We start from the raw sequence: 18,792 nt of genomic DNA on the forward strand, positions 1-18,792 counted from the left end.
ACAATGAAATATCAATTACAACCAGAAACAGCTATTTTAGATGAAAATGGACTAACAGCATCGGCTGGGTGGGCTATTGTTTACAATGTTAATTCTCAAACTGGCGAATATTTGGGGGCAACGTATCAATTTCTGCCTGTCGGCGTTGGATTGCCTGCTCAGTCATATTTAGACGCACCAAAAAAAGTAGACGATGATCATGCAATTGTACGCCAAGATGATAAATGGACATACCCAACCGATTATCGTGGTAAAACAATTTACTCGACAGAAACTGGCGCAGAATCAACCGTGAAAAATATTGGCGATATCCCAGCAGGGTTTACATTATTAAAACCTAATTCCGAATTTGATAGCTGGAACGGCAAAAAATGGGTACTAGATAAAGACAAACAACATCAATATGAGATAGCGATTGCTCAATCACAAAAATCACAATTGCTAAAAGAAGCTAATAATGAAATCAGCAATTTTCAAGATGCTGTTGACTCTGAAATAGCTACAGAACAACAAGTTGAAATATTGAAAAAATGGAAAAAATATCGTTTTGAGTTAAATCAGATAGATGTTAATACCGCACCTGATATCGACTGGCCTGAAAAACCGAATAACTAAATGCCATCAATCAGCAATTTTACATACTCAACCGCATTTTTATACGATCTAAAAATTCCGACTTTATTTAATCTGTCATTCTGATAAAAACACCTTCAGTCATTATAAATGTCGAGAGATGGGAAAATCAGGTACGAATCATTTTCGCAATCGTAAATTGAATCGTTATCTGGATCGGTTAGTATGTAAATTGCTTTTGTGTCGTGTATTGTGATCATGTTATGAAAGTTTAGTTAGTTTTATTCATCATAAACTAATACTTTTTGGTGTGTGAATTGAAGTGAAGAATAGGGACTTGGATCGCAAAAAGTGTTAAAATAATCGAAACCTATAAAACCTATCTTTAAATATTATGTTAAGAAATCCCTATGGTATTTTAAACGGTATATTATTTTGAATTTTAGTGTAAAAATTTGGCTTCAATACTATTGGTTATTTTGAAATAGTAATGCAACTGTCTGAATATTATTTATCAATTAATGTGAATGATGATACCAGTAAACTTATTGTTCATAATCTTTCCCAATTAGAAACTACCCCATATTTTATCCCAGATTGGGCAAATAACTTCCCCAATAAACCAGTTATGCAATGTTGGGGTGTTAAAATGAAAAAGGATATCCTGATTTAATTTGTCTGGGCTTGATGAATTAATACCCAGTATCGTTTTGTCTTCTTAAGCTTCTGAAATAAAAGTCGGATTAGTCAATTATGGTAAATAACTCGAAAAGGTTAAAAATAGAAAAAACAATAATTAATGGAGTTAATTAAATGATTTATTTAAATGGAGTAGGTTTTTTTTTATTGTCACTATTTATGTTTTGGTGGGTTTATTTATTAGTTTTCGTAATTGGTCTAATAATTTTATGCTTCGCTAAAACCAAAATTATGCGAAGATTAGGTATTTTATTGATAATCACACCAATAAGTTGTTATATTTTTGCCTATTTATTATACGGATTTTTATCATTAATGTGGATTTGACCTATTTTAATTACCTTTTTCCTAAATAATAAAATATAATTAAAATTCGCTATTTACCTTTTGTATTTCTTTTCTCTTTTTTCGGTTTTTTATTTGATGATAACTGCAAAGCCTGTACACTTTGCACTAAGTCAGCCAATTGCGTAACAATTTGGTTTCCGGTATCACTTTCATCACCACCTAGAGTTTTATTGCGTATAAAATCAGCTTTGATTTGTTGCCAACGTTTAGTTTGTGTATCAGTTAATACGCCACGAATTTCAGCGAGTTTAAGAAGATTTTCTTCAGCACCATTAGTTAATAGTTGAGCTTCACCTAAATAGTGATCGTTGATGATTTGATTAAGTTCATCATCATTCATAACAGAAGAAACCTTCTCAGCAAGTTTATTCATGTTTCGATAACTACCTTGAAGTTTGAAAGGTGGTTCTGTACGGTATTTATCTGATTGAGCAGCACTAACAATGTATTGTTGGTTAACTTTGAATACCACTTCTCTAATTTTCAATAGGTGACTAAGTACTGCAACAATTTCACTGATTTCTGCTTGGCTGTAAGCATAACTTAATTCATTGCTATTAAGTGGCTTGCCTTGTGCATGGTCAATGAGTTGATAAAGATCATTTAAGTCACGTAACGCAAGTGGTGCTAGAATTGGATTTGAAGTTAAGCAGTTTTCAATATAACTTGAAGCAAAAACTTCATCCATACCACCAAGAACTTCACCTAAATTATAAATATCTGCACGGTTAGCCAACATATCTGGTATTTTGAATACTTCTCCTGATTCAGTATACGGGTTACCTGACATAATAACGCAGAATTTTTTACCTCGGAGATCATAGGTCTTAGTTTTTTCTTTCCAAACACCTTCTATTCGGCGTGAACCATCACAAAGGGAGATGAATTTTTGTAAGAATTCCGGATTGGTGTGCTGTATATCATCAATATAAAGCATGACGTTATTTCCCATTTCAAGCGCTAGATTAAGTTTTACTAACTCTTGTTTGGCAGTTGCATTCGGTGCTTGATTTGGATCGAAAGATAACACACTATAGCCTAAAGCCGGTCCGTTAATCTTCATAAAGATTAATCCAAGACGATTAGCAACATATTCCATTAATGTCGTTTTACCATAACCCGGTGGAGATATAAGCAGTAATAACCCCATTAAATCGGTACGTCTAGTTTCACCAACCGTTCCCATTTGTTTAGCTAAGTTATCACCAATGATAGGTAAGTAAACTTGATTAATGAGTTTGTTTCGCACAAACGAACTTAATGGTTTAGCCTTAAATTCCTCCAGATGTAGAAGATCACGTTGTTCATCGAGTACTTCCTGACGAAGACTTTGATAATGCTGAAACTCCGGAATAATAATTCTGGACTGTTTACGCATGCGACTAAAGAAATCATCAAGATTAATATTCAACACTCCCTGAATTATACTTGGATGATCGCCAAGTAAATCGTTGACGGAAATATCAAGCTCAAGCTCGCTAATTCCCAGCGTAATGCTACTTTCTTTATCTAACATACACAATACTAAAGCTTCAGCAATATAGTCTGATAGTTTTTGATATTGGGGTAGGGTACAAAGACCTTTAAACCAACTTTCGATTAGAATCCAGCGATCGGCAAGTCGTTTTTGAAGATTGCTTTGTGATTGGTTAAAATCACCCCACATATGAGATTCCTCTAGGCGGGCTTTTAAACCTTCAAATAGATAGTGGCCATATTTACTTAACGTAAATTCTTGTGGTGTTTCGGCTAATATATAGCTTAAATATTCAGTTGCTTGTTTTACATGATACTGTTCATGTTGAATAGGATACTTTTCTAAAAATTGGGTTAATTCAAAAGACATCTCTGTTTGAAGATTTCTTATACCTTCATCATGACCAAATAACGCCTGTATATCTTTACAAGTTTTGGCTCGCTCTGGCCATAATTTGGCAATATCACTTTTTTGATTATGATGCCAAAAAAGGATAGCTAAGCTTCGGGCTAAAGGGTTATAGCGTAATAGACCGGCCGCTTCACCTAGCGGAATCAGTTTGGCTAATATTTTTAATGCATCGTGATCGTGAATCCCTTTTTCATAGCCTTCACGATATCGCATTGACGCATAATCTCTTACTGTTTTAGCTAATACCTCAGGTTGGTTTAATTGATTTTTTAAATCGTCATAACTTAAATCATGCTCTTTTTTAAGCGCTGAATTAATTATTGAATATGCTAAATATTCACCACGGTAAACACTAGGCGATTCGGATTCTAATGAAATTGACCAGAAAGGTTTATAACTTTCTAATTTAGGGTGATTGATTCTTTCCTGATAATCAGTACCCGTTAATTGCAAATAAAGATGATCTTCTTTTGGTACAATGGTTAAATCAAGCTCTTGGGTGTTGACACTAAACTTATGTCTTGGCCCCAATTTGATTACATTTCCGCCAGATTCAAAGATTTCTGATTTATCTCGTAAGGCGCGTATTGATTGATCTCTGGCACTTTGGAAACGAGATTCAATATCATCCGCTTTGACATTATCAAAAAGTGCTCTTAATTTTTCGACTATTTCACGAATTTTTAAAGCTAAAGCGTCGGCAACAAAAAAAGCATTTAACTCATTTTGATCAGAAAATTTAGCCGTTCTTCTTGGTATACTATCTAAAATTCGATTGGCAGCCGTAAGTAACGCTTCTGTTCGTCTTGTTCTATCTTCAAGTAGTGATTGTTTATGGGTTTCAAATGATTCTAATATCTCTTCTCGTTTAGCCAGAATATCATTAAGGAACTCTTCACTTTCACTGAATTGATTTTCAAGCTCTTCAAGTTGTACTAGAAGACGAGATAGCTCATCATCACATTTTTCAGGTGTTGTTGCCATACTCAAGGCATTGGCAATACTTTGCCCAAATAATTTAAATTGAGCACCAAATTGAGCGACCATTTCAACATTAGCTAAATTTTTTCGTTTTTGTTGGATTTTAGCTTTTGTTTGGTTAAGTTTTGCATAGACTTCAGCTATTGATTCTATGATTTTAGTTTGTAATGTGACGTCATCAAATTTTAGGGTTGCTATCAATTGTGAAAGCATATCTAAATCAGTTGACATAGTTTCTGTTATTTCAACAGATTCAAGTAATTTTGCAACAGTATCTGCTTTGGTAATTTGCTGTTCAATATCGCCAATTTTTATATTGAATGGCTCTAATGCTTTATCACTTCCTAAAAACTCAGCAGTAGCTAATGAAACCTCAGCTTGTCTAGCTTTTAGTTTATTTTCCATTTCATCGATTTGGTCTAAATCAATGTATCGGTAAGTTCTTAATGTGACTAAACTGCCTAGTTGTAATTTTATTGCATTTAATGCATCAACAAATTCTTGTGTTTCTTGCCAGCTATCAGGGTAAAGCTTGGTTAATAAATCTTGTTGATTAGAAATTGCCTCACGCATAGCGCTTTCGGATTGACGTCGAATGCTTTCGACTTTTTCATACTCATCTATAACTAATTCACTCGTTTGTGAAATATTACGAAGAATAGGGGAGAATGATAGGTGTTTCTCGTCATTGAGCCAAAAGTAATTATCAAAGAGCCGTTTTGTATCTTCACTTAGTTTGCTATAGAGTTGTGAAGAGACTGCCTGGTTATCGATTTCGCGCGAGATAAAATACAGATCTGAAATTCCTCGAACAAGTTCAGCATTACCTATTTTTCCGAGGAAGCTATTATTTGTCGGTTGTTGTGCTGCATATTCATCACTATAAAAAGGAGTTTGCCAAATTTGCATTGGATGAACTCTAGTTGGCTCATCACTTTCTCCTTCAAAAACGACCATTCGACCATCTTCAAAAACGGCGTAGCCATGACCTAAAATTGGGTTATCTAGTTTGCGTTCAATCATATTATAATTGAACAGTGCTAGTCGCCCATTGCTTGGGTCATAGAAAATGTATAAAACATCTTCACCATTTGGTGAACGGCGAATTCGTCTGAAACGCATACCTGACATTGATTGGTCAAAAGTTTTATAATCTCCATTTTGTAAGTAATATCCCCCAGGAAATATAATTCCATGATCTTCTGGAAGTTGAATACATGATTGACCAATAAAATCTATACGATGGACTTGCTGGGTTAGCGAGTTATAAACTAAATAGCGCCAATTGTCTTCGCGGTAAGGGAGAATTTTCAATAGGATTAATGAACCAACTTTTGCATATTCTATTTTAGCATCATTAATTGATTGATTTTTATCAACAACCTCTTCTCGATAAATTCCTAAACCATCATTAGTATTATTTTCACACTTTATTGTTAAGTCACCACCAATGGTTTCAACAAATACTGTATCAAGAACATTGATATGGGGAAATCGCCCATTAACAATATCTTCACGTGTTGTTTCGATCCATTCAAAATCGTAGGCAGGAGGTAGTGCGATATCTCGCTCACCTCGATTATCTATATACTCAATTGTTTTTTTATCGCTAGATATAGACCATCGAAATACACGAATATCACTAATTCGTTCTCCAATTTGAAAACTAGCAAGAAGTTTTCCATCACGTTCAACAAGCTGAAGTAACTGAGCATTTTTATAATAAGTATAAAGTTCATTAAAGTCTTGTATAAATCGATCTATATTTAAGAATGTATTTGAGAGATCAACCGGATCAGCTTCATAATTGTTATCACGTTCAACTAATTGATAAAGTGAAAATACATCTTCTATCTTGGTTTCTTTTTTTAATCCTAAATAGACGTTATAACCAAACAACAACCAATCACCAAAGCGAACAATATCTCGTGCTACACAGTTATTTTCCGTTCTAATACGAATACGGCTAATAATGGACATGTCACTTTTACCAAACTCAGATAGCCTTTCCTGATTTAGAGCTTCTGTCTTTTGATTAAGTTCTTGTCCTAAAGAGGTTAAACGTTTACGAAGAATTTCATAAGCTCCGCCTTCCGCGACTGCTTTATCAATTGATGTTTGTTGCTGATCTTGGGTTTCTGACATGTTTTACTCGTTGAAGATAATACTGAAATACCTAATGTTTTAGGTAGGAAATGAATCCTACCTAAAACTGATTACATTATAGATAAATGGCTATTCTGATAGTAACCTATTCATTCTCATTATTGGATGACAAAAATTGTTTTGCTAACGCTTTTAAATCAGTGTTTTGCAAAGTCTCTTTTATGTTTATGTTTTTGTCTCCCGATAAGCGAGATAGTACTGATTGTAATGCAGATTGTAGTACAGGGCTCTGATTAACAGTTCCTTCTATTGCTTTACCTACACTAATTGCTTTAGAGAAGCTATTAAAGAAGTTATCATTACCGCCTACAATTTCAATATTGGCTTTACTGAATGCCGCAGCAAGCACGTCAGCTTGTTCTCTAGCAATTTCTTTGTTAGCAGCAATAGCAGCCATGGCTTGTTCGAAACCTTTTTCAAGCGCTAAACGGAATTCCTCATGATTTTTCGATTGTTCATTCATCGTACCCATTGCTTGGAACTTATCTACTAAACCATTTGCTTCAGCAGTTAATTTTTCGCGAATTACTAACGCTTCTGCAAGACCTTGTTCTTTTGTTGCTGATGCTTTTGCGAATCCAATACGTTCATCACCACGAGCTTGAGCAGAAAGTTTTTCCTCAAGTACTTTAGCTTCAGTTAAACCTTGTTTTTCTACTGCAATTGCTTTGGCTTCAATAACTTTAGCTTCTGCTAAGCCTTTTTCTTGATTACCTTTCGCTTCAGCTAATAATGTCTCAGCTGTAATATTTGCTTTGACTAAACCTTCTTTTTCTTCTGCTTCTGCTCTTGCTTTACGTACTTTAGCTTCGGCAAGGCCTATTGCCGCTTCTTCGGCTTCTATACCCTGAGCTAATTGTTTTTTAGCTTCAGCTTGTTTAGCTGCAGCTTCTAATTCAGCTTGAGCCATCGTGCTGATTTCAATTGCGCGATGTTTAGATGATTGTTCATCTGCCTCAGCTTGTTTTACTTGTTTAACTAGCTCTTGTTCAGCTCTAGCTTCAGCTTCAATAATTGTTGTTTGTTTTTCACGATCTGCTCTTGAAACTTCACGAACTTCTTTAATGTTTTCCTCTTCAACTGCAACTGTTTTTTCAACTGCTACACGTTCACGAATAACATTAGCAATCTGTTTCTTTTCCTCTTCTACAACTTTGTCTTTCTCTATTCGTTGTAGTTCAACTTCACGTTCACGAGCAACAATTTCAAGTGAACGAGCTCGGATTACACGTTCTTCTTCAATCGCAATAGCTCTTAGGCGGTTATTCTGTGCAACTTCTACTTCACGTAAACGATTCTCTTCTCTTACTTCAATTTCTTGTTGGGTTTGAATTCTAGCTTGTTCAGCTTTCAAACGTTCTTCTTCTTGAACTTTTAATGTTTCAGCGGCTTCTCTAGCTCGAATAGTTTCAATTTCACGTTTTTGTCGAGCCTCAGCGTCAGCTTGTTGACGTTCTAATTCAAGTTTAGCTTCGATAGTTTCAGTATCTTTTTTCTTAAGAGCTAACTCTAGATCGCGTTCTCGCTTATTGGTTTCATCTTTATGTACAGCAGTTATAGCTGTAATTTTATTAATACCTTCAGCATCAAAAATATTATCTGGGTCGAGTGATTTAATTGGAGTTTGTTCTAAATAATCGATAGCAACATCTTCAAGGGCATAACCGTTAAGATCTTTACCTATTACATCAATGATACGTTCACGGAAATTCATTCGATCTTCAAATAGCTTTGCAAGTTCAAATTGTTTACCTACGGTTTTCAATGCTTCTGAAAATTTAGCACTAAATAATGTGCTTACCGCTTGTTGGTCTGATGCACGATCTACACCGATTGATTTGGCAACTTTAAGAACATCTTCTGTTGTTTCATTAACGCGTAAATAGAAGGCTACGCAGATGTCAGCCCTAAGGTTGTCTTGGCAAATTAAACCATCTTTACCTCTTCGTTCTACGTCAAAAGTGATCAAGGAAATTTTCATGAACTCTTTTTTGTAGATGATTGGATATACCAATGCACCAGTAAAATGAACTTTAGGTTTTGACGTCATGTCATTAACAATAAGCGCCGTACCTTGAGGAACCTTTATGTAAAATGCCTTAAATAATAGGAAGAATCCGACAATTACAAGGAATATACTTCCAACTATTACCAAAAAAAACATTATAGTATCACTGCTTAAAGACATATTTTTCTATTCTCCAAATTAACTTCTATTAGCCATTAAAATCTTTTAGGCTAATTATTTCATAACAATTTGTTGTTTCATCATACTGAAGGATTACGGCTTTATCACCGCGCTTGAATTGATAAGATTCATCACATCTTACCTCTAAAATAAGGCCCGCTCCTCCATCTTCACAGGTAGCTTGTCCTTTAGTTCTGGTTACGGTACTTGAGCGTATTTCGATAACTTGCCCTAATAATGATTTATGATTGTGGTTAATTATCAACTTTCTGAATAAAGGACGAAGTGGTTTAATAAAAAAAGCAGTTAAATAGACTGATAAAATAAATGAGATAATTAAAAGAGTTATCCCTGCTAAATAATAAAGAAATACAAAATTATACAAAGGTAGGATTAATAGACGAAAGGCAAAATAACAAATTGACCATCCAATTAAAGAGATCAAAGTGATGATGAGAGTCATTGGTACTTCATTGAAGCCAAATTTCATTAATAAACCACCTAATCCAGTAGATGGAACATCACTATAAACATCATTGACACTGATATCAAAATCTAAACAGTCAACGCTTAATAGTCCTAATGCTGCAACAAACCAATATAAGATACAGATTGTTAACAATGCACTAAAGATAATTACGGGAAAAGAAAAAAATATTCCCCAAAACAGTTCCATTATATTCCCTTCATCTATCCAAACTAGTTTTAACTAATTAATTATTTTATAATTGTTTTTGCTATTCTAACTTAAAAATATCAAAACGCGAAAACTTTAATTTGATTGTTTTTCTTTTAATCTAGCTAAAATTGAAGCTGCATTATTATTGCCAGCTTTAATACCGGCCGCTTCTAATTTACTATCAAGCGAATCAGGATTTTCAGTTGCTGCTAATTCTTTTTTTGCTTCAAAAGTGGCAGCAGCTTTTTCTTGACGTTTTTTGATTCTATCTAATGAATCGAGTGCAGTATGCAATTTAGCTGTTGAACCACCGTAACGCTGTGCTACTGCAGATTGTGCTTTTTGGACACTTTCAGTAGCTTTAACTATATCAACTTGTTGTTTTAAATTACGAATATTGATTTCAGATTGTGAAATAGTTTGTCGTAAATTTTTAACACTTTCAGCAAAATAGTTAGCTTGCTTTTTGTTATTTTCATATTGATTTTCGAGTACCGAAAGTTTTTCCGCTACTTCCAAAGCTAACTTTTCATTGTTATTTTCAAGTGCTTTAATAGCATATGCTTCATATTCAGTAATTTGAGCTTTTGTTGATTCAACTTGTTTCTCTGCTAATTTTTGTTCTGCTAGAATATTAGCTAATGATTCTTTAGCTTGTCTTAATTCTTCATCAGCATCTCTAATTTCTTGGTCTAATATACGTAACGCTTGAGAATCAATTATTGATTCGCCAACTTCATTTATTCCACCACGTAATGCTGTTACTAATTTTTTGAAGATAACCATATTTAACTCCTTCTACAACTTTTCGCTTTAACTATTCAATATTAAAGAAATGCTCATAAGCTTCAGTCGCTTTGATCACATTGTCTGATAACATTTCGAGTTCATAAATAATATCGTTTAAGGTTGAGGATGAACTAAGTGCACCATACATAATGTAATTGATTTCTCCATCTCCTGTTTTTTCAATTGCTATAGTTGATAAAGCAAATAGTTTTCTAGCAGACAGAATTTCTTCATTAAATGATGAAGGATTTTTGATTAGTGAAACTGGCCAAAGTAGTGCTTCTACAATAATTTGCTGATTTGAAACGCTTAAAAAAAGTGGTAAATCACCATAGTCATGCATAATGATATGTAAACAAGCATCGACACCATCAATTATTTCAATATTTGCAGAACCTTGTTTGATTAAATCAGTTTGATTTAATTCTTGGAAAAGGTCATTAATTTTCCAGATTTCTTTATTTTTCATTTCATTGTTTTCCTTCACATGGTACAAAAAAGATTTATTTTCAACAGCTGGTTGACGAAATTTTTTTTCGATTTCAAGTAACTCAGCAGTATTTTCAGGCAAAATCCAAACTTCTTTTTTTATCAACCCCTGTTCTCTTAAACGTTGTCGGTATTGTTGTTGATAAAATGCTGAGCTTTTAGCTTCTTTGGTTTTTTTCATAAATTTTGGTTATTCTTTAATTTTTTATACAACTTATATTAGCATAATTTTATCACATGTAAATATTACATGTGATATTTTTTATCAATTTATTGATGCTAAATTTACTTTAATTTTAATAAAAAACTAAACACCTTTAGGGAGGTTTTATAGAAGGCTATAGAATAAATAACCCGCATGATGCGGGTTATTTATTTGAAAAAATGATATATCATTCTAGAAATCAACATCTAAACCTAATTGGAATGTTCTGCCTGGAGCAGTAAACATGTTTAGATATTTATGATCTGATGTGCTGTATAATTTATTATTACTTAGATAATCCCAATATTTTTGATCGGTAAGATTATAAACTCCACCATTCAATTTAACATTCTTAGTAATATTAATATAACCAGTTAAATCAATAATGCTATGACCGGCGATTCTAAAATAGTCATCTTTAGAATTAGGAAGTGGTCTACCATCATTACCATAAGATTCTCTAGATGTCGCTTCGGCTTTTTTACCTTTTTGGAATGTTGCTGTAACAGCCACACCATAAAATTTATTCGGATCATCCCACGCTAAACCGACAACACTTTTCATTGGTGCTATTGAATCCATTTCAATATATTTATCACCTAAATAGCTTGATTTTGATTTGCCTTGGTTATAACCAATTGCAAATTTAGCGCTTAAGCCATTAGCAGATTCTACCCATTTGCCGATATTGAATTCACTGCTCAATTCAGCACCATAGATGTATGCCTTATCACGATTTTCTGCTTGATAAACAATTCGGTTACCTGTTCCAACAAAGTTCTTTCTATAACGTGTATAAGCGATGAAATTTTTATATTTATTATAAAAAGCTGAAGATGTTAAAGTTACACCTGAAACAGGATGTCCTTTCAAACCTAATTCAAAATTGTCACTGGTTTCAGTGTTAAGATTTGAATCACCAACAAGTACATACATATTGCTATGCGCTAAATAAGATCCATATAATTGGTTCTGATTTGGCATTTGTGCAGAACGTTTGTATTGTAAATAAGCAGTGAAGTCAGGATTAATATCATACATAAATGACATAGAAGGTAAAACTTGGAAATCACTATTACTACTGTATTGTTTACCTAACTGACTACCATTGATGTTTGTTACAGCCATATTTTCTAAATTACGAGGTTTAGTATTTTGGTAAATAACTCTAACACCAGGTACTAGATAGAAATTATTACTATCTTTAATATTAAAACTAATTCTGTCTTCGAGGAATCCTCCTAATTGATAACTTCGACTATCTGCTTGGGGTTTAGTGTAATCTCCGTCTGGAAATATTCTACCATTTTGAGATTGGGCTGAAGTAAAGAATGGTGATTCATCTTCACTCCATTTACCATTTAAACCAGCGCTAATTTTCTGATTTTCATAGTTTTTAACTAAAGTAGTAATAAAATTATAAGTTTTTGTATTGTAATTTGTTTGAGTATTAAAATTACCTTTAGTTGTATGTCTAATATCGGTACTATCATAGACATTGGTTCGTTGATAATTTAATTGAGTAGTTAAACTATCAATCCAGCTTATAGCAGTTGGTTTCCATTGATCTTTAATAGCAAGATTAAAGCGATTGTTTTTGCTTCTTTGATGATCAAGTGATTCAACTTTTTTACCGTATTTATCCCAAGTATCATAATGAGAATTTTTGGTTTTATTATTGTAATCAACTGTTGTATTAATTAAATGTTCTTCTGTCATTTGCCAGCCAAAACCAGCTAAAATCGAGTTAGAGTGCCAGTTTTCTGGATAACTACTTATTGAGTCCCCATTATTACGTGTTTGCTGGCCATCCCGCCGACTTAAAACTAAAATACCATTTAGATAATCATCACCACCAGCCATAGTTAAGCCTTGGTGGAAACTTCTATCTGAACTATCATAGTTATTTTGATAACCAAAGTAGGTCGTTTTACCTGGATAGAGATAATAACTTGCCGATTTGGTTTGGAATGAAACTGAGCCACCGAGGGCATTATTTGCATTACTAACCGATGTCGCTCCTGATTGAATATCAACTTTATTGTACATATAGGTATCAATATAATCTCGGCCAATACCGTAAGATCCAAACCCAGCTCGTCCAACAGAGTTAACCCGACCTTGAGCTATTGGTAAAGGCATACCATCAATATCGATTGACACGCGGTTAGCATCTAAACCACGAATATTGTATCCAGTAAACCCACCACGGTCCCAACTACTTTTACCACTACCTGAACCTGAAATACTTCCTGGGGCAGAAATTAGAGGTTGATAACGCATTATAGTACCAAAATTAGTACCTCCATCACGGCGAATATCTTGCTCAGAAATTTCAGTATTCATTCCCGGATTTTTTGTTGCTTCATGAGCTGTTACAGTAATAGTATCAATGTCTTTTTCATCATTATGTTTATCAGTAGCGAAAGTAGGTAGTGCTAATGTTAAACCTATTGCTAATGAACTTGTCTTTTTTAAATATTTAAAATTCACATTTTTATCCTTTCAAACTTAATATGTTTAATGCGCGCATTTATTGCTTCAATTAATAAAAATATTATTAAAATAGTTTATTCAGGGTAAAAGCTTTGGAATAGCAATTTTGCTGCTTCATCAACTCTTGGCCCGATTCCAAATAAGTAACTATCATCTATAACCGTAATACGATTATTTTTAAATGCACTCGTTTCAGTAATACCTGGAATAGTATTGACTTTGTCTAAACCACCTAATTGATCAATCGAATATTTATTTAAAATGATAACTTCTGGATTGATAGCTATAATTGATTCTGCAGTGTAACTTTTGAAGCTATTATGCGTTGCCAAATTTTCACCACCAGCGATAGTAATTAATGCATCAATTGTAGTATTTTTACCTGCTACAGAATTTGAACCACTCATACTCATTAGGGATAAAACTTTTGTTTTTTGTGGGTGAGTTGCGATTTTGGCTTGAATGTCGGCAAGATTGGCTTTAATTCTATTGATTAATTTTTCGCCTTCTTCTTGTTTATTTAATTTAGATGCAATTTTATTGATATTTTCGTATAACAGTTCAATTGTACCAGGTACACGCCTTAATGCTAATACATCTACTTTTGACTCAGACACTTTTTCGATAACATTATCAGGTTCTACATCATTTAATGTTATAAACAAGGTTGGTCTAAGCGATAAAACACCTTCAATATTTAATAATTTCCAATAACCGATTTGTGGCAATTGTTTAACTTTCTCAGGATAACTGCTTGTTTTATCAACACCTACGACATCATCTCCAGCACCTAGTGCGAATACAATTTCAGTAAGAGATCCTCCAGCAATAACAATTCTTTCATTTGCTGAACTATAATTGAGAAGACTGTTGATACTAAATAATAGTAAAAATAGGCTAATCCTTTTTATAAAATTTTTCTTCATGATTTAATTTACCTACCATGGTTTTCAATTTTGGAAGAATAATATAGTGAAAATGATAACCATTATCAACATAAAATATTGGGGGATTTAATAGTAAAGCATTAGAAACTGATCAAGCATAAATGATGAATTAAAATTTATTTAAATAAATAATAATGTTATAACAAATTATTACAAAAATAATACATTGATATTTTGGGGGATATGAAAATTAGAATGATATCTTGTAGGGAAATTTTGGTACTTTTTATTTCTGTTTCAGTTTATTTAACTTAAATATAATTTTACTCATATTTTCATAGAGTAATTCTATTTTACTAGCTTCACATTTTGCGCTTAATCATCAAGTTTTGATTGATTAAATAACTTAAGAAAATTATCGATTATGCTAAATATTATAAGGAATTAAGAAATAAAATTGACTTAAAATTACCGAAATATCAATACAAGATAAGCGTTTATTTGGGGAAACAATAATGTTATCCATAGTAATTTCATCTTTAGCAAAATATGTAAATAAAATTTGTATAAAGGTTCCACGAGTTACTAATCAATACAATAAATCGATCAGCATTATTAAAAAAAGGTTTTTATTTGCTAATTTTTTATGAAAATACTAGCGTTTAGTTTGAAAACTGAGCATAAATTTTAAAAAATAATCAGATTTAAATAGATAAATAAGAAAATAATTAAAAAAATATTGATAAATGATAATAATTATTATTTAATTCACCGAGATTATTTTTATGAATGGATGTTATGAAATCATTTGATGTAAGTGCGTTTTACGCTTCAAACTCAGTTTTACCTTTTAAAGATCGTTGGGCAGTAATGCCTTTACAAGCAAGTTTACCAGTATCACCTCAAGAATTGGAACAACAATGGAGTATTGTTCAAAATTCAGATCTATCTGGACGAAAACGTCTAATTTATATACATATTCCTTTTTGTGATATTCATTGTCAATTTTGTGGATTTTATCAAAATCCTTTGCGTAAATTTGATACCAACACTTATATTGATTACTTATTACAAGAGATATCCCTAGAAATTAACAATAAAGCGATGCAGTCTGCGCCAATACATGCTATTTATTTTGGAGGTGGAACACCTTCAGCTTTAGCTGCAGGACAATTAGCTCGTGTAATAAATTATCTAAAAAAACATGCTCCTCTAGCACCTGACTGCGAAATTACTGTAGAAGGGCGAATTTCTGATTTCGATGAGGATAAAATTGATAGTTACATTGAGGCTGGGGCAAACCGTTTTTCGATAGGTATTCAAACCTTTAATACCGAAATTAGACAGCGATTAGGACGCCAGTCTTCTGAAAAGGAAATTATTAAAAGTTTTGAACGTATTGCTGCACGAGATAGTGTTGCTTTAGTTTGTGACCTTATGTTTGGACTACCTAATCAAACTCCAGTTACTTGGCAAAGAGATTTAGAAATCGCCGATCAATTGCCTCTCGACGGGGTTGATCTTTACTCCTTAAATCTTTTACCAACAACTCCATTAGCTAAAGGTGTTGAAAATAAAAGAATAGAGATTCCAACAGTAACTGATAAGTGCGATTTTTATCATCAAGGAGCTAAATATTTAGATAGACAGGGTTGGATTCATTTAACCAATGCTCATTGGGCAAAAACGAGTCGTGAACGGAATTTATACAATTTTTTAATTAAACAAGGCTCACACTTTTTTGGATTTGGTTCTTGTGCTGGTGGAAAGCTAGACGGGCAATCATATATGATCCATCGTGATTTAAATCAATATTATTCCTTATTAGATCAAGGTAAAAAGCCCCTAATGATGTTAACCGGTAAACCATTACTCGGTGACTGGCTGCATAAATTACAAGCAGGTATAGAAAAAGGGCGTGTTGATCTAACGCAACTTACCAATCAAGCTGAATTATTTGATCCATTAATCAAGCAATGGCATGAAGTAGGATTACTACAAAATGAAGATCGTTGTTTACGATTGACTTTATCGGGACGTTTTTGGTCAAGTAATATTGTACAAGCTTTGCAACAGCTTTTACTACAACTTAATAATCCTGAGCATATCGAATTACAAAACAAGATGGCACAAGCTAGACAAGCCATGCAACAAGGTAATGGTATGCCTAAATCTCACCCACATATGCAAAACATCCAAGTAAAAACAGAAAATTAAAGGAAATTACTATGGCAGATAAACAAACCCTTTTAAATAGTCTTGCAACTTATATGCAATCTAACCCTGAAGAATTACTAGAGAAAATTGCCCAAGATCATAAAGTCACTATGACGCAAGTGATCCAAGCAATACCTGATGCAAAAATCGTAGATGGAAGTAACTTTGATACAATTTGGGAAGAAGTAACAACTTGGGGTGACGTATTGTTTTTAGTTCATACTGGTGACATTATTGCTGAAATTTCAGGTGAATTGCCTCCTGGAACTCATAGCCAAAAATACTTTAACTTACGCCATCAAAAAGGGTTAAGTGGTCACATAAAAGCAGAACATTGCCAATATATTGCATTTATTGAAAGAAAATTTATGAAAATGTCGACAGCTTCTATTATATTCCTTAATCATTTAGGTCAATCAATGTTTAAAATTTTTGTTGGGCGTGATGAAAAACATCAATTAAAAGCAGAACAACTTGAAAAATTTAGAGCTTTAGCAAAAAAAATCAATTAATTTTAAGAAACAATAAAATGAAAACAGTAATTATTTTTGGTGTAAGTTCAAAGCTAGGAACTGGTTATCAAGTATCTCAATTAATCAAACAATGCCACCCTGAGTGGCGTTGTATTGTATTAGTTCGTGATGCCGATTTTGCAAAACAATTATCTGAACAAGGTATTGTAACTCATGTTGGCGATGCAACTGACGTTGAATTAGTGAAACAGATATGTCAACAAAACGGTAGTGACGCGACAGTAATTTCAACTTTAGGTGGAGAAACGGGTAATTACACTGCTCAGCGCATTATCATTGATTGCGCAGAACAGGTTGGAATTAAACAAATGATATTAGTGACCTCGCTTGGTTGTGGTGATACATGGTCAACATTATCTTTACGAGCCAAGCAAGCATTTGGTAATGCAGTTCGAGAAAAATCACTAGCTGAAGTTTGGTTACAAACCAGTTCATTAAATTATGTGATCTTAAGACCAGGTGGTTTACGAGATGGAGAAATAACAAATAATGGTGAATGTTATTTCGCTAAAGAAGTTCATGGTTTTGTATATCGCAAAGAATTAGCCAAAATCATCATCGATAAAATAGCTAATCAACAATTTGATAACCGAGCATATAGTGTTGTTGACCCAAGCTTAGCGGTGAGTTATTAGTATTAAAAATATGAGGTTAATCGGTGCGAAAATCTAGTCAACAAATATTGTTATTGGGATTATTTGCTTTACTATTAATTTTAATTGTCTATTCGGCAAACTCAGGAGCATTAAAATTATCTTTTACGCAATTAATTAATATGTCATTTGATGATCCATTATGGAATATTTGGTGTAACATTCGATTACCCAGAATTATACTTGCTGTAGTGGTCGGTATGGCATTAGCCACTTCTGGTGCTGTTATGCAAGGATTATTCAGAAATCCGTTAGCAGATCCGGGCTTATTAGGCATTAGTAGTGGTGCGAGCCTGATGGTAGGTGTAACGATACTATTTCCTGCTGTTTTTCCTCCTATAATGATGCTTTACGGTAAAATGATTGCAGCCTTTGCCGGTAGTCTATTTATCTGCGTTCTTATTTATCTTTATAGTCTCAACGAACAATGCAACCTAGCTAAAATGATTTTGTTAGGGGTCGCAATTAATGCCATCATTGGATCAATATTGGGAGGGCTCAGTTACATTAGTGATGAGTCACAATTACGTCAACTTTCGTTATGGTCCATGGGACATTTAGGAAAAGGCTCTTGGGATCTTGTAATTGTATCTATTTCATTAATTTTTCCAACACTTTTGTGTGTGATAAAACTTGCTCATCATCTCAACATATTACAGCTCGGGGATGAAGATGCTCATTACTTGGGGATAAATGTTGAACGTACTAAACGCTATTTATTAATACTTAGTGCGGTTTTGATTGGTACTTCTGTTGCGGTTAGTGGGATTATTGCTTTTGTTGGTTTAGTTGTACCTCATATGATTCGATTACAAGTTGGTGCAAATCATAAATGGTTAATACCAGGTTCTGCACTAGGTGGGGCATGTTTACTTTTATTAGCTGATACTTTAGCTAGAACATTAGTTGCTCCAACTGAAATTCCTGTCGGTCTTTTAACCAGCCTAATTGGTGGTCCGTATTTTCTTTGGCTTATTCTGAGACATAAATAACTGATGGAG

The 18,792-nt window shown here is 33.4% G+C and carries 13 protein-coding genes; 6 read left to right on the plus strand and 7 right to left on the minus strand.

All coding sequences use genetic code 11. The features are described from left to right. The first annotated feature begins 3 nt into the window (after positions 1–3). Complete coding sequence (locus J3U23_RS03855) at positions 4–615, plus strand: tail fiber assembly protein (RefSeq protein ID WP_267338532.1); 612 nt, start codon at positions 4–6, stop codon at positions 613–615. A 448-nt stretch (positions 616–1,063) separates the two neighbouring features. Then, a complete protein-coding gene (locus J3U23_RS03860; protein WP_267338533.1) occupies positions 1,064–1,246 on the plus strand; it encodes a hypothetical protein in 183 nt (60 codons plus the stop codon). Positions 1,247–1,648: 402 nt separating this feature from the next. Here J3U23_RS03860 and J3U23_RS03865 read toward each other — a convergent pair whose 3' ends face one another. From J3U23_RS03865 to J3U23_RS03895, 7 genes are all read right to left on the minus strand, one after another. Continuing rightward, positions 1,649–6,634, minus strand: a complete 4,986-nt coding sequence (locus J3U23_RS03865) for a DNA repair ATPase (RefSeq protein WP_267338534.1) — start codon at positions 6,632–6,634, stop codon at positions 1,649–1,651. Between the two features lie 106 nt (positions 6,635–6,740). Beyond that, on the minus strand, positions 6,741–8,819 hold the full coding sequence (locus J3U23_RS03870; protein WP_218058451.1) for a hypothetical protein: 2,079 nt from the start codon (positions 8,817–8,819) through the stop codon (positions 6,741–6,743). Positions 8,820–8,871: 52 nt separating this feature from the next. After that, positions 8,872–9,519 (minus strand): hypothetical protein, encoded by a 648-nt coding sequence (locus J3U23_RS03875; protein WP_267338535.1) that lies wholly within the window; start codon positions 9,517–9,519, stop codon positions 8,872–8,874. Positions 9,520–9,615: 96 nt separating this feature from the next. Beyond that, complete coding sequence (locus tag J3U23_RS03880; protein ID WP_267338536.1) at positions 9,616–10,308, minus strand: PspA/IM30 family protein; 693 nt, start codon at positions 10,306–10,308, stop codon at positions 9,616–9,618. 31 nt (positions 10,309–10,339) lie between these two features. Continuing rightward, entirely contained in the window at positions 10,340–10,981 is a 642-nt protein-coding gene (locus J3U23_RS03885) for a YjfI family protein (protein ID WP_267338537.1), read from the minus strand. Positions 10,982–11,197: 216 nt separating this feature from the next. After that, positions 11,198–13,498, minus strand: coding sequence for a TonB-dependent receptor domain-containing protein (locus J3U23_RS03890; RefSeq protein WP_267338538.1), 2,301 nt, complete (start codon positions 13,496–13,498; stop codon positions 11,198–11,200). 77 nt (positions 13,499–13,575) lie between these two features. Next, positions 13,576–14,427, minus strand: coding sequence for a heme/hemin ABC transporter substrate-binding protein (locus J3U23_RS03895; RefSeq protein WP_267338539.1), 852 nt, complete (start codon positions 14,425–14,427; stop codon positions 13,576–13,578). A 750-nt stretch (positions 14,428–15,177) separates the two neighbouring features. On the opposite strand from J3U23_RS03895, the gene hutW reads away from it, so the two are divergent. The 4 genes from hutW to J3U23_RS03915 are packed head-to-tail and all read left to right on the plus strand — an operon-like array spanning position 15,178 to position 18,783. Further along, positions 15,178–16,605 carry a heme anaerobic degradation radical SAM methyltransferase ChuW/HutW gene (hutW, locus tag J3U23_RS03900; protein WP_416380074.1) on the plus strand — a complete coding sequence of 476 codons (1,428 nt, stop codon included), beginning with the start codon at positions 15,178–15,180 and terminating at the stop codon, positions 16,603–16,605. Between the two features lie 11 nt (positions 16,606–16,616). Next, positions 16,617–17,117, plus strand: a complete 501-nt coding sequence (hutX, locus tag J3U23_RS03905; RefSeq protein WP_065562481.1) for a heme utilization cystosolic carrier protein HutX — start codon at positions 16,617–16,619, stop codon at positions 17,115–17,117. A 17-nt stretch (positions 17,118–17,134) separates the two neighbouring features. Further along, positions 17,135–17,773: an NAD(P)H-binding protein gene (locus J3U23_RS03910; RefSeq protein WP_267338542.1), complete on the plus strand. Its 639-nt coding sequence runs from the start codon at positions 17,135–17,137 to the stop codon at positions 17,771–17,773. A 23-nt stretch (positions 17,774–17,796) separates the two neighbouring features. Next, complete coding sequence (locus J3U23_RS03915) at positions 17,797–18,783, plus strand: FecCD family ABC transporter permease (RefSeq protein WP_267338543.1); 987 nt, start codon at positions 17,797–17,799, stop codon at positions 18,781–18,783. Positions 18,784–18,792: the final 9 nt, after the last annotated feature.

Source organism: Gilliamella sp. B3367, assembly GCF_026536825.1.
Classification (GTDB): domain Bacteria; phylum Pseudomonadota; class Gammaproteobacteria; order Enterobacterales; family Orbaceae; genus Gilliamella; species Gilliamella apicola_E.

Coding starts and splice junctions, on each gene's coding strand:
- J3U23_RS03860 (WP_267338533.1), top strand. CDS start 1,064: ATGCAACTGTCTGAATATTATTTATCAATTAATGTGAATGATGATACC.
- J3U23_RS03895 (WP_267338539.1), bottom strand. CDS start 14,427: ATGAAGAAAAATTTTATAAAAAGGATTAGCCTATTTTTACTATTATTT.
- hutX (WP_065562481.1), top strand. CDS start 16,617: ATGGCAGATAAACAAACCCTTTTAAATAGTCTTGCAACTTATATGCAA.
- J3U23_RS03910 (WP_267338542.1), top strand. CDS start 17,135: ATGAAAACAGTAATTATTTTTGGTGTAAGTTCAAAGCTAGGAACTGGT.
- J3U23_RS03865 (WP_267338534.1), bottom strand. CDS start 6,634: ATGTCAGAAACCCAAGATCAGCAACAAACATCAATTGATAAAGCAGTC.
- J3U23_RS03855 (WP_267338532.1), top strand. CDS start 4: ATGAAATATCAATTACAACCAGAAACAGCTATTTTAGATGAAAATGGA.
- J3U23_RS03885 (WP_267338537.1), bottom strand. CDS start 10,981: ATGAAAAAAACCAAAGAAGCTAAAAGCTCAGCATTTTATCAACAACAA.
- J3U23_RS03875 (WP_267338535.1), bottom strand. CDS start 9,519: ATGGAACTGTTTTGGGGAATATTTTTTTCTTTTCCCGTAATTATCTTT.
- J3U23_RS03870 (WP_218058451.1), bottom strand. CDS start 8,819: ATGTTTTTTTTGGTAATAGTTGGAAGTATATTCCTTGTAATTGTCGGA.
- hutW (WP_416380074.1), top strand. CDS start 15,178: ATGGATGTTATGAAATCATTTGATGTAAGTGCGTTTTACGCTTCAAAC.
- J3U23_RS03880 (WP_267338536.1), bottom strand. CDS start 10,308: ATGGTTATCTTCAAAAAATTAGTAACAGCATTACGTGGTGGAATAAAT.